Here is a 12,390-nt window from a genome sequence, read left to right on the forward strand (position 1 = left end):
GCATTTAGCCAAACGACGTAGAAGTCACATGATGTTCAACAAAAACCACGCTAACTTAATTAATCTACAGCACTAATTTCAATGGTGATACTCAATTAACACTCTATCGGCAGATCGTTACGGCTGCCCCAATCCGCCCATGAACCGTCATAGAGGATGGGATTTTTATGCCCCGCGGCGACCGAAGCTAAGATCAAAATACACGCCGTAATCCCGGAACCACAGCTGAATATCCTTGCGGATTTATCCCCTGCTAGCCCTTGATAAATAGACTGTAGCTCACTGACCGTTTTGATTTTATTACCATCGAGTACTTGAGCGAAGGGTAAATTAACCGAGCAAGGAATATGCCCAGAGCGCACACCGGGGCGCGGCTCACTCACTTGCCCTAAAAAGCGAGGCGCACCACGGGCATCGACAATCGCCGTTCCGGCATCTTCAATTCGTGATAACACGGCCTCGGCATCCATCACAAGCTCGGGGTGGTATTGCAGCACATCCGCCAAAGTATCGATATCCGTCGGGCCATAATCGACGCCTTCGGCTTGATAACGCGATGAGGTAATGCGGTCTTCTTCAATCCATTGAGGCAAGCCACCATCAAGCACATAGACTCGATTAAAGCCCATGACTTTAAAGGTCCACCACGCCCGTGGAGATGAATAAATGCCTTGGTTATCATAGATAACAATAACACTGTCGACCTCAATCCCAAGTTGGGCTATCCCTTGGATGAATTGCTCAAACGTCGGCAAGGCATGAATTTGGGTTGAAGTCTTATCGCAAAACACATTTTCCAAGTCGAATCGACGTGAGCGCGGAATACAAATAGGCTCATCGTAAACTAAGGGTTCTTTACCAATAACGGTTTCCATACTGGCATCGAGCAAGACTAAATTGGGATCGGTGAGATGTGCTTCGAGCCACTGCGTACTAACAAGTGGGTATTCCATAGCGAGTCCTTTTACTGTTATCCAAATCTGCCGATAGTCTCTCACCAAATGCCGTAAAGCCCAAATATCAGCTTAACAAATTGTCTGCTTTGGGATTTTATTTAAAAGCGCCGACTCGGTTTTATGCGCTCAATTATTAGTGCATTCAATCATTAGATTGCAGCGAAGCCGTGTTTTGAAGAGAGTGCTTTCAAACTGCTCATTTTTAATGATGCCGCTTTCAAAACGATCCTGTCGATATGGCCGTGTTCGAGATAGCCGTTTTCGCAAAAGTCCGTTTCGAGACAACTATTTTCAAAATAGCCGCTATTTAATGACTTCTATTTTCACGTCAATCAAGCCAGAAGAAGTGTTGCCTATGCTACTGAACGCCGATTTAGACAGATCAATAATGCGGCCACGCACGAAAGGCCCTCTATCATTGATTTTTACAATCACACTTTTGCCATTATCGACATTGGTGACCTTAACACTCGAGCCAAAGGGTAACTTTTTATGCGCTGCTGTCTTTAATTTATGTTTGTAAAGTTCACCGCTGGCCGTCTGCTTATTCTGATGTTTATCCCCATAAAATGAAGCCTGACCAGCTTCCGTGAATCCCACCCAGTTTCCATTCTCACCCGTCTGCATTGAAGAACAGCCGGCCAAAAAGCTTAGCAATGCCAGTACAAATAGTTTCACGACATTGAACTGCCTAATTGGGTTTTGAAGTGCATTCACATGACACCCTCTCTAATGAGTGAACGCTTTGCTGACGAGTGATTGGCTCAGCAAAAATCACTGGGAAATAACGAACAACCTTAGATGGCAAAGCTCAAGACCTGCATCCTAAAAGATCAAAATAAGAAACAATAAATTTCCACGAGGCTACAGCAGTTGCACGCTAAAATCACGTATTTACAGGTGAATGCTCTTACTTTGAGATAAAATATGCAGTCATAACGAGGCGTTGTTTCCTAATTTAGATCGGTAAACAAAGCCCTAACGAGTTAACACTTCATGGATAATCTCAAATTTGGGTTCTTTACCACTTGGCCATGTAGGTTTCTTTATGGGGTTTTCAAAGGTGGTCAGCCAAATATCAAGATCACTGGAACCAGACAAACAACCCATAAACGCAAAATACATTCCACTATTTATCATGTGACGGGCAAACTGAATAGCGTCTTCAAGAGTGCCCTCTTCCCAGTTATGTGTGAACGTTTCATCATCCCATACCCATTTAATGGGGACTCCACTTTCATCACAAGCGAAGAACCTTACATTTCGATAACCTTTACTTGCTGTTTTTAGAGAATTTATAAAACTTTCTCTGGTGTTATCGAATCTTTTTTTAAACTCTTCAATATCTAGATCTTTGCTAATAAAGTTCTTCATACTTGCCCTAGAGGTAAATACTACCAACGGTATGACATAACCACACACAAAAAATTCTATCCAATGAGCCCAGTGACTGATGTCGTTTAGCTCTGTTAGAAGCTAATTATGCCAAAGATTGGTATTCATTGCTGCCATTATGAAACAACCTAATTTCGATACTTTTTATTTCTTTTTTAGAGGAAATCAATTGCTCCACCAACCAAATATAACCGATTTCATATAGCTTATTTTGTAGGGAGAACAAATCATCTTCTGGCATATTGTCTATATCAACATTCAATAATTGATACCAATTAAAGGCTTTAAATTCTGAAACATCCTCAAACTCACATACTGCGGTTAAAAGCCATGCGCCATTCATCATAGAGGCTATATCGACAAAAAAATCGCAATATGCCTCACCTTGATTCTTACAAGAAATCGCATATTCCCTAACAAGTTCCATAAAATCAGATTTGTAACTATCGAGAGCTTTACTGACGATTGCCCCAAACTCTTCTACGTTGTTCATACTTGCCTTCTTATTCAATGATCTAAGCACCCTATAATATCACAAATAACTTACAACACTTTTCACACTATGCCACTACACTATGACTAAATGCATTAATGGTAATGTTTGAAAGCCACAAATTTATAAGCGATAACTTACGATATTTATGAAGCAGATAAGAATGGAAGTAAATTGAGATATTAATGGGAGTGTTTAAAGTCAATATTCTATCGAGTATGAGTGAGCAACAATATAATGAATCAAGACTGTAACATCTTATCCACAGCAGCAGATACAGATTTTACAAGTAAAATATGGCTTAGAAAAAATGGGGACACCTTGAGCTACAAAAAATAAAAAACCTCTTTCCATGTACGATGAAAAGAGGTTTTAGTATTGAGCGAAAGCGGCTCCTTCTCTTATATAGACAAATATAGACAAAAAAGAGCGGTTATAGCACGATCCAAGTCGCTTTCAGTTCTGTGTATTTGTCGAAGGAGTGCAGAGATTTATCTCGGCCATTACCTGACTGTTTATAGCCACCGAATGGCGCTGTCATGTCGCCGCCATCGTAATGGTTGATCCACACCATGCCAGAGCGCAGGGCTTTGGCCGTTTTATGGGCCTTGCTGATATCCGATGTCCACACACCAGCGGCTAAACCATAGATGGTATCGTTGGCTATCGATATCGCCTCTTCCATGCCATTAAATTCAATGACAGATAACACTGGGCCAAATATTTCTTCGCTGGCAATTTTCATCTGGTTGTTTACGTTAGAAAATACCGTTGGTTGCACATACACACCGCCAGTGTCGGCCATAACTTGGCTGCCACCGTGGACTAAGGTCGCGCCTTCATCTTTACCTGCTTTAATGTAACTGAGTACTGTGTCTAACTGTTGTTTATCAACAACGGCGCCGCTCACTGTCGCGGGATCGAGTGGATGCCCCGGATGCCATGAGGCTAACTCCTCAGCAATAAGCGCGATAAGCTCATCTTTCACCCCGGATTCCACCAGCAAACGCGAACCTGCGGTGCAAACTTCACCTTGGTTAAAGGCAATGGCTTCGGCCGCAGCAACAGCAGCAGCTTTCAGATCTGGCGCGTCATTAAAGACGATATTGGGGCTCTTGCCTCCGGCCTCTAACCACACGCGTTTCATGTTCGATTCACCTGCATAAATCATTAATTGCTTGGCAATTTTGGTGGAACCTGTGAACACCAACGTATCCACATCCATATGCAACGCTAAGGCTTTACCCACAGTATGACCAAATCCTGGCAACACGTTGAGTACGCCTTTTGGGATCCCAGCTTCAATAGCCAATTGCGCCATACGGATAGCCGTTAAGGGTGACTTTTCAGAGGGTTTTAACACCACACTATTACCCGTGGCCAGTGCGGGCCCGAGCTTCCAACACGCCATAAGCATTGGGAAGTTCCACGGCACAATCGCGGCCACAACACCCACAGGCTCACGGGTGATCATGCCAATTTCATTGTGAGCCGTTGGCGCGAGTTCATCGTAAATTTTATCAATCGCTTCGCCAGACCAGCGAATCGCACGGGCAGCCCCCGCCACATCCACCGCTTTGGAGAAACGAATCGGTTTACCCATGTCGAGGGTTTCTAACAGTGCGAGTTCATTGGCATTTTCTTCCAATAACTCGGCGAAACGTATCATCACTTGTTTGCGCTTTACCGGAGACTGCTGCGACCAAATACCAGACTCGAATACGCTGCGGCCATTAGCAACCGCAAGATTAGCATCCGCAAGATCGCAACTCGCCACTTTTACCAACAAGCGGCCATCGATAGGACTAATACAATCAAAGGTGTTACCCGAAACGGCATCTTGGTATTCGCCATTGATAAACGCCTTACCATTAATAGACAGGCTGGCAGCCAGACTTTCCCATTCGCTGCGTTTCTTCGGTGTGCTCATGATGACCTCTTAATAATTCGTATAGGTGTGGTTTATCGTTCATCGACAAGAAAATAGGGGCTGTGACGACTTTAACGCAAATGCTAAACATCATCACAGTCATAATCCGAGCTTCAGGTTACGCTGTTTAAACCATAAAATTCAATATTTTTTACAAAAATAGCTTTTTTGCCACAAATAACTGCACACGGCTCTTCCATGTTCATTATTTCTAACATAGCATAGCAAATATTAGCCACCCTAAAACAAGACCTGAAGATACAGGACAAGGTAGACACTATGGCCGATTTGCCGCTCAATTGTGCAAGCGACTCCTCACTTGATCATCCCTCACTTGAACATTTCTGGATGCCTTTTACCGCCAACCGCCAATTTAAAGCTAGTCCGCGGTTACTCGCCAAGGCTGAAGGCATGTATTACACGGATATTGATGGTAATAAGGTATTAGATGCCACCGCAGGTTTATGGTGTTGTAACGCAGGCCATGGTCGCAAGGAAATCAGCGAAGCGGTCAGCAAACAAATTAAAGAGATGGACTACGCGCCCTCCTTCCAAATGGGTCACCCTATCGCCTTTGAACTCGCAGAGCGTTTAACAGAGTTAAGCCCAGAGGGATTGAACAAAGTATTCTTTACTAACTCAGGTTCTGAGTCCGTCGATACAGCACTTAAGATGGCACTTTGCTATCACAGAGCCAACGGTCAAGCCTCTCGCACCCGCTTTATCGGCCGCGAAATGGGTTACCACGGTGTAGGTTTTGGCGGCATATCTGTGGGGGGCTTAAGCAATAACCGCAAAGCCTTTAGCGGCCAATTATTGCAAGGCGTCGATCACTTACCCCACACCTTAGATATCCAAAATGCGGCATTTACCCGTGGACTCTCGCCCTTTGGCGCTGAAAAAGCCGAGGTATTAGAACAGTTAGTGACCCTGCATGGCGCCGAGAATATTGCCGCCGTTATCGTTGAACCTATGTCGGGTTCTGCCGGGGTGATATTGCCGCCACAAGGTTACTTAAAACGTCTGCGTGAAATCACTAAGAAGCACGGCATCCTACTGATTTTTGACGAAGTCATTACCGCTTTCGGCCGTGTTGGCGCCGCTTTTGCGAGTCAACGTTGGGGCGTTATCCCAGATATGATCACCACGGCTAAAGCCATCAATAACGGCGCCATCCCTATGGGCGCAGTGTTCGTTCAAGATTTTATCCACGACACTTGCATGCAAGGCCCTAATGAACTGATTGAGTTCTTCCACGGTTACACCTATTCAGGTCATCCAGTGGCGGCAGCGGCGGCGCTTGCCACCCTATCGATTTATGAAAATGAGCAATTATTCGAGCGCAGTTTTGAGCTTGAACGCTACTTTGAAGACGCAGTGCACAGCCTCAAGGGCCTGCCGAATGTGATTGATATTCGCAACACAGGCTTAGTGGCGGGGATCCAATTTGCCCCTAACGCCCAAGGCGCGGGTAAACGTGGTTACGGCGTGTTTGAACACTGCTTCCGCCACGGTACTTTAGTACGAGCCACGGGCGACATCATTGCCATATCACCGCCACTGATTGTCGATAAACGCGAGATTGACCAAATGGTTAATAGCCTAAGCGATGCCATTAACGCCGTTGAATAATAGCGCCAGCGGTTCGTTCCACTCTCACATTTAACACCCCGCTGCGGCGAGGAACTTCAAAGGTTAACTATGCTCAAGATCACTCACTTTGTTAATGGTCAGCACACCCCTGCCAGTACCAGAAGCCAAGATATTTTTGAACCCGCCACGGGTGAACTACGTGGCCAAGTCTCACTGGCAAGCGAAACCGAAGTCGGCGAAGCCATCGCGATCGCTAAAACCGCCTTTGAAACCTGGTCACAAGTCACGCCGCTCAACCGTGCTCGAGTGCTTTTTAAATTCAAAGCCTTAGTCGAGCAGCACCTAGATGAAATGGCGCAGCTTATCACCCGTGAGCACGGCAAAGTGATCGACGATGCTAAGGGCGAGTTGATCCGTGGTCTCGAAGTGGTCGAATTTGCCTGTGGTATTCCGCACTTGCTTAAAGGTGAACACACCCAGCAAGTGGGTGGCGGCGTCGATTCTTGGTCAGTTAATCAAGCTTTAGGTGTTGTCGCAGGCATAGCGCCCTTTAACTTCCCCGTGATGGTTCCCATGTGGATGTTCCCAATCGCGATTGCCTGCGGTAACACCTTTATTATGAAACCCTCGGAAAAAGACCCGAGCTCAGTGATGCGTATTGCCGAGCTGCTTAAAGAAGCGGGTCTTCCCGATGGCGTGTTTAACGTGATTAACGGCGACAAAGAAGCCGTCGATACCTTACTCACCCATAAAGATGTGCAAGCGGTGAGCTTTGTAGGCTCAACTCCGATTGCTGAATACATCTACAGCACAGCCTCTAAACATGGCAAACGCGTGCAAGCCTTAGGCGGCGCGAAAAACCATATGTTACTCATGCCAGATGCAGATTTAGATCAAGCTGTTAGCGCCTTAATGGGTGCCGCTTACGGCAGTGCTGGTGAGCGTTGTATGGCAATTTCAGTCGTACTCGCGGTAGGCGATGTGGGCGACGCGTTAGTGGAAAAACTGCTACCGCAAATCCAAACCTTAAAAGTCGGCAACGGCCTGACGCCAGAGATGGAAATGGGCCCGCTGAGCTCAAAACAGCACCTTGCCAAAGTCACCCAATATGTTGAAGCCGGTGTGCAAGAAGGTGCAGCGCTGCTGGTCGATGGCCGTAAACTGAGTGTTGAAGAAAATCCACAGGGTTATTTCCTCGGCGCCTGTTTGTTCGACCACGTCACGCCTGAAATGAGCATCTACCGCGAAGAAATCTTTGGGCCAGTGCTGGCGATTGTGCGCGTGAAAGATTACCCAACGGCGCTTGAGCTGATTAACCGACACGAATTTGGCAATGGCACGGCGATTTTCACCCAAAGTGGTGAAGCGGCGCGACATTTCTGCCACCACGTGCAAGTCGGTATGGTTGGAGTGAATGTACCGATCCCAGTGCCGATGGCGTTCCACAGTTTTGGCGGTTGGAAGCGTTCACTGTTTGGGCCGCTGCATATGCATGGCCCCGATGGCGTGCGTTTTTATACCAAGCGTAAGGCAATTACTGCCCGCTGGCCTGTGGGTAAACAGACTCAAGCCGAGTTTGTGATGCCAACGATGAAATAGCCGAATGTCAGCTCAACAAGGAAATCGCAAATGACTGTGAGCATCAACGCCATTATTCGCTTTGCTTCGGCGCAAACACCCGTCGAAACCTACCAGTTACCGACGGAAAAGTTGTTAACTGGCAATCCAACTCAAAGGTTAGAGAATCATTATTCTAGCCCTTGTGATCAATTTCACAGTGGGATTTGGCAAAGTGAATCAGGTGCTTGGAAAATAAACTACACTGAATACGAGTACTGCGAAATCCTCGAAGGGATAAGTGTTATCACAGATCTTCAAGGTCAATCGCAGACTTTCACTGTGGGCGACAGGTTTATTATACCCGCGGGTTTTCAAGGCACTTGGGAAGTAGTGGAACCCTGCCGCAAGGTTTACGTCATTTTCGAACAAAAGTGAGATCAATGAGGCTGATGTTAGCCTCAAAAAAGCTAAGTTATCTTAGCAATAACTCGCCATGAGGTCACAGCAACGGGTTTTCCTAGGCTGTTGTTTGGCAAACCAACGGATGCACTGGCGCGATTGGATTAGCATGGTCGCTAGTAGCACGTCCGAGTCAACAAAGAAAATGGGAGAAATACCGTGTATAACAATCTGAATAAAAAACGGCTGATACAGCTTGTCGGACTCGCGCTAACCACAACCCTATTCTCCGGCATTGCCGCCGCCGAAGTCACTGGGGAAATTAGTCTGACTAACGACTATCGTTTCCGTGGCATATCACAAACCGCAGGCGATCCCGCTCTCCAAGCGGGTATAGACTGGGGATTTGACTCTGGCCTATCTGTTGGTGCTTGGGCAAGTAATGTGGACTTTGACGAGCCAGGCTATAACGGTCCGGATGTTGAGTACGATTTTTATGTCGCCTATGGCAACGATCTCAATGATGATTTGAGTTACGATATCACGCTTTATCGTTATAACTATTCAGGTGAGAGTGATCTTGGTTACTTTGAAGTAACTGCTGGCGTTGAGTTTAAAGGTTTTCGCCTAGCCTATTGGTTTACCAATGATTATGGAGGAAGCGACTTAGACTATCACTATACCGAACTCAACTATTCCTACACATTTGTGGAAAATTGGAATCTCGATCTACACTACGGCTACAATGCTGGCGATGCCCTAGATGATGGCGAAGGTTTCGACAGTTACTCCGATTATTCTATTGGAGTGTCAACTGAATTTGCAGGTTTTGGTCTATCGCTTGCGTGGTTAGGGACAGATCTTACTGGAGCTCAAAAAGTGACTGATGGTGCCTTTAAAACTAAAGATACTGTACTCGCCACCCTGAGTTACGCATTCTAACGCCCCACAGTTGTGATATCGCAATGCAAAACCGCCCTATTACTAGCATAATAAGGCGGTTTTATTTTTATCTGAATACCATTAAATACGTTATTTAAGACTTTTTGAATAATCACTGATTACCAACGACGCATTTGATGGCCTTTCACCGCGTAGAACAGGATGAATAGATAACAGGGCAACATCACAATATAACCGCCCTGCATGCCCATATCTGTCGCTGAGCTCATTAATCCCCAAGACACAGGCCCAAATGCGCCCCCCGCAATCCCCATGATAAGTAGCGCTGAACCTGTACTGGTCAATTTCCCCATACCAGACAGTGCTAGCGGCCACACCGCAGGCCAAACAATCGCATTGGCTAAACCAAGAAAGGCAATCATCAACAAAGTATCAGGCAGCGCCACACCACCAAAAGGCACTAACAGAATATTTGCGATGGCGTAAGAGTTATTGTCGCCAAATAAAATGCCACATGTCAGAACTAAACCTAAGATGGCTGAAACCATCAAGGCCTTAGGTTGGGAAATAAAACGCGGGATTAACAGGATACCTAAAGAATAACCCAGCACCATACACACCATGGTATAGGAAGTCATCACACCGTATGACTCTATGCCTAAAGACAAAGCAAATGTGCCAATGGTATCGCCAGCAATCACCTCTACAGCCACATAAACAAACAGCGCTAACACGCCAAAGGCTAAGTTAGGGTGAGATAATGCCGCTTTAAGTTGCCCTTTATCAGTATTTTCAGCAGCTTCATCTTCATTCAATAACTCTGGTAAGGGAGATTTTTTTACCGCGAGCGCTAAGATACCGATAAAAATGGCCATGCCTAAATAGGGCAATACTAAACCGTCAGCCATTTCTTCAATTTGCACTTGAGTCAGCTCAGTACCTATACGATCTTTAAAGCTGTCTAAAATCAACGCCGAAAACACCAATGGCGCAATCACACCCGCACCTTTATTTAAAATGCCCATCACACTCACACGGGCAGCGGCAGACTCTTCCGGCCCCAAACGCACCACATAAGGGTTAACCGCAGTTTGTAATAAGGTTTGGCCTGCGCCCATCACTAATTGGGCGAAAAGGAATAAGGCAAAAATTTGTGTTTCCGCAGCAGGGATAAACAGTAAACCCGCCAACATCATCACGCCCATGCCTATCGCCATGCCATTCTTATAGCCGACTTTGCGAATAAGCCAAGCGGATGGCAAGGCTGTAAAGGTCACTGCAATGTAGAAAGAAAACAGGATCAACGACGCTTGGAAGGGATTAAGTTGCAATATTTGTTTCAAATACGGCATCAAAGAACCATTCAACCAAGTGGCGAATCCGAGGATGAAAAAGAGCGCGGCCACTATGGCCATAGGGAGAAAGCTGCTTTTCTGCTGGCTTTTATCGAGTGTCATTTCCATAAACCTGCTTCTTATAGTAATTAATTATTTAGGTGATAACGGGATTTAAATTAATGCCTAAGTTCCCGAATATCCGTATCGCGACTCGTCCGCAATGGCTAATGTTATCATCCAAACGCACCATTGTTTCAGTGATGTTAAAACAAATAACACAAAAAGACAACGCTGTCATTTAATAAATTCTCGCGAATATTCCCTCGTAATCATCAATTGGCCGATAGCTAAGTTGTAAGTAAGTGATGACTCACATCCAGCAAATAATGTAAAAAAAGCCGCAGACACTGAGTGTGTGCGGCTTATCTCAAGCGATTAAGCGAACTGACTAAATCCTGACAAAAATATTGCGGCGATACATCCAATATAAAACCAGCCACTGCACCGCGAGCAAGCTGACAACCGCAGCTAACGCTTGAGCGCTTTCAGGCAAGGCCAGCACTAAGCCGCCAAACACGCTTTGAGCGATATATTTCCAATCCACTAAGCTCGACGCTAAGTAAATAATGATGGCGTTCGTGCCTATCACCACGAAGAAAAATGCGGATTTTTGCCACTTAAGCACATCGACTAAGGCATAGAATACCGCCAGCAGTATCATGCTCCAGCCCGACGTCACCAGCACAAATGAACTGGTCCACAGCTCTTTATTGACCGGAATAACAAGATCTAACAGCCAACCTAAGGCTAAGAAAATGCCACCCGCAGCGGCGAGCAATCCCACTTTAGCCCACTCACCTTTAGGATGGGATTTAACAATAAAGTGACCGACAAACACACCCGTTAACGCATTGACTATGGAGGGAATAGTCGACAGTAACCCCTCTGGATCGGGCGTGCGTCCCTGATAGCTCACGCCGGGTAATAAAATCGAATCGACATAGGCATTGATGGATTCCGTTGGCGAGAGCACGCCGGCCTGTCCACCAGGGAAAGGCAACCAAAGTTGCATTGCGCCATAACCAAGCAAAATGCCCAAGGCGACGATAATTTGGGTTCGTAGACTCGTGTGCCACACCAATAATGCGGCAAAAAACCATGCAAAGGCGATTCGACCTAACACACTGGCATAGCGAATTTTTTCAGGATCGGCAGGCGCGCCAGTTCCCCAACCGTGATTGTATAAAATGCCTAGTAACAGCAATAAAAAGAGTCGTTTAATCCCGTGACGATACACAGGTAATCGCTCCTTCATAGGTAATTTATCTAAACGTTTAGGGGATAAACCTAAGGCCACACCAGAGAGGAAAATAAACAGCGGAAAAATCAAATCGTAGAAGTGAAAACCATGCCATTGGCTATGGTGCATTTGTTCATCGCCCCATTGCCAGCCTGCCCAGCCCGTTAGAATAAGCAAGCCACCAAACAAAGCCTCACCGCCCAAAATCCAAAACATATCGAAGCCGCGCAGTGCATCCAGCGACATCAACCTAGGTTTATTCACCTTTACTGGCGCAATTGCATTTGTCTGTGTCGTCCCCATGCCATCATCCTTTATTATTGTTATTAAAAGCTTTTATAAAAGTTGAGCAAAACTAATACTGTACAAAACTAATACTGTTTAAAATTAGTGCTGTACAATAAAAAAACTTAGCCCCTGTCATCAAAATACGACAAGGGCTATACCCAAGCGACCTGAAGATACGAGTTTCAGAGCGCCTAGGGTGCTTCAATTCAAGGCGCATCAATGAAAGAATGTCGGCC

11 protein-coding genes are annotated in these 12,390 nt (G+C 45.8%); 4 read left to right on the forward strand and 7 right to left on the reverse strand.

The window, feature by feature from the left end; genetic code table 11:
* Positions 1 to 95 precede the first annotated feature (95 nt).
* From L5L91_RS11190 to L5L91_RS11210, 5 genes are all read right to left on the reverse strand, one after another.
* On the reverse strand, positions 96 to 953 hold the full coding sequence (locus L5L91_RS11190) for a sulfurtransferase (RefSeq protein ID WP_263160870.1): 858 nt from the start codon (positions 951 to 953) through the stop codon (positions 96 to 98).
* 306 nt (positions 954 to 1,259) lie between these two features.
* Positions 1,260 to 1,673 (reverse strand): septal ring lytic transglycosylase RlpA family protein, encoded by a 414-nt coding sequence (locus L5L91_RS11195; protein ID WP_131525451.1) that lies wholly within the window; start codon positions 1,671 to 1,673, stop codon positions 1,260 to 1,262.
* Between the two features lie 261 nt (positions 1,674 to 1,934).
* The gene (locus L5L91_RS11200; protein ID WP_105249914.1) at positions 1,935 to 2,330 is read right to left on the reverse strand and encodes a hypothetical protein; all 396 of its coding nucleotides are present in this window, start codon (positions 2,328 to 2,330) and stop codon (positions 1,935 to 1,937) included.
* Positions 2,331 to 2,436: 106 nt separating this feature from the next.
* Complete coding sequence (locus L5L91_RS11205; RefSeq protein ID WP_219234052.1) at positions 2,437 to 2,844, reverse strand: hypothetical protein; 408 nt, start codon at positions 2,842 to 2,844, stop codon at positions 2,437 to 2,439.
* A gap of 433 nt (positions 2,845 to 3,277) precedes the next feature.
* Positions 3,278 to 4,774: an aldehyde dehydrogenase gene (locus tag L5L91_RS11210; RefSeq protein ID WP_263236538.1), complete on the reverse strand. Its 1,497-nt coding sequence runs from the start codon at positions 4,772 to 4,774 to the stop codon at positions 3,278 to 3,280.
* A 279-nt stretch (positions 4,775 to 5,053) separates the two neighbouring features.
* On the opposite strand from L5L91_RS11210, the gene L5L91_RS11215 reads away from it, so the two are divergent.
* The 4 genes from L5L91_RS11215 to L5L91_RS11230 all read left to right on the forward strand — a co-directional run bounded on the left by L5L91_RS11215 (position 5,054) and on the right by L5L91_RS11230 (position 9,268).
* Positions 5,054 to 6,406, forward strand: a complete 1,353-nt coding sequence (locus tag L5L91_RS11215; protein ID WP_263236539.1) for an aspartate aminotransferase family protein — start codon at positions 5,054 to 5,056, stop codon at positions 6,404 to 6,406.
* Between the two features lie 69 nt (positions 6,407 to 6,475).
* Positions 6,476 to 7,966 carry a CoA-acylating methylmalonate-semialdehyde dehydrogenase gene (locus L5L91_RS11220; RefSeq protein ID WP_263236540.1) on the forward strand — a complete coding sequence of 497 codons (1,491 nt, stop codon included), beginning with the start codon at positions 6,476 to 6,478 and terminating at the stop codon, positions 7,964 to 7,966.
* Between the two features lie 30 nt (positions 7,967 to 7,996).
* On the forward strand, positions 7,997 to 8,362 hold the full coding sequence (locus tag L5L91_RS11225; RefSeq protein ID WP_011790350.1) for a cupin domain-containing protein: 366 nt from the start codon (positions 7,997 to 7,999) through the stop codon (positions 8,360 to 8,362).
* 183 nt (positions 8,363 to 8,545) lie between these two features.
* Complete coding sequence (locus L5L91_RS11230; RefSeq protein ID WP_011790351.1) at positions 8,546 to 9,268, forward strand: TorF family putative porin; 723 nt, start codon at positions 8,546 to 8,548, stop codon at positions 9,266 to 9,268.
* A 119-nt stretch (positions 9,269 to 9,387) separates the two neighbouring features.
* Here the strand turns inward: L5L91_RS11230 and nagP are convergent, their stop codons facing one another.
* Complete coding sequence (nagP, locus tag L5L91_RS11235) at positions 9,388 to 10,686, reverse strand: N-acetylglucosamine MFS transporter NagP (protein ID WP_263236584.1); 1,299 nt, start codon at positions 10,684 to 10,686, stop codon at positions 9,388 to 9,390.
* 328 nt (positions 10,687 to 11,014) lie between these two features.
* Complete coding sequence (nagX, locus tag L5L91_RS11240) at positions 11,015 to 12,169, reverse strand: transmembrane glucosamine N-acetyltransferase NagX (RefSeq protein WP_259523526.1); 1,155 nt, start codon at positions 12,167 to 12,169, stop codon at positions 11,015 to 11,017.
* Between the last annotated feature and the right edge of the window lie 221 nt (positions 12,170 to 12,390).

Source organism: Shewanella sp. SM55, from assembly GCF_025654025.1.
Taxonomy (GTDB): domain Bacteria; phylum Pseudomonadota; class Gammaproteobacteria; order Enterobacterales; family Shewanellaceae; genus Shewanella; species Shewanella oncorhynchi.

Excerpts from the sequence above, each read along its gene's own strand:
- L5L91_RS11225 (WP_011790350.1), top strand. The coding sequence starts at position 7,997 with ATGACTGTGAGCATCAACGCCATTATTCGCTTTGCTTCGGCGCAAACA.
- L5L91_RS11220 (WP_263236540.1), top strand. The coding sequence starts at position 6,476 with ATGCTCAAGATCACTCACTTTGTTAATGGTCAGCACACCCCTGCCAGT.
- L5L91_RS11200 (WP_105249914.1), bottom strand. The coding sequence starts at position 2,330 with ATGAAGAACTTTATTAGCAAAGATCTAGATATTGAAGAGTTTAAAAAA.
- nagX (WP_259523526.1), bottom strand. The coding sequence starts at position 12,169 with ATGGGGACGACACAGACAAATGCAATTGCGCCAGTAAAGGTGAATAAA.
- L5L91_RS11205 (WP_219234052.1), bottom strand. The coding sequence starts at position 2,844 with ATGAACAACGTAGAAGAGTTTGGGGCAATCGTCAGTAAAGCTCTCGAT.
- nagP (WP_263236584.1), bottom strand. The coding sequence starts at position 10,686 with ATGACACTCGATAAAAGCCAGCAGAAAAGCAGCTTTCTCCCTATGGCC.
- L5L91_RS11210 (WP_263236538.1), bottom strand. The coding sequence starts at position 4,774 with ATGAGCACACCGAAGAAACGCAGCGAATGGGAAAGTCTGGCTGCCAGC.
- L5L91_RS11215 (WP_263236539.1), top strand. The coding sequence starts at position 5,054 with ATGGCCGATTTGCCGCTCAATTGTGCAAGCGACTCCTCACTTGATCAT.
- L5L91_RS11190 (WP_263160870.1), bottom strand. The coding sequence starts at position 953 with ATGGAATACCCACTTGTTAGTACGCAGTGGCTCGAAGCACATCTCACC.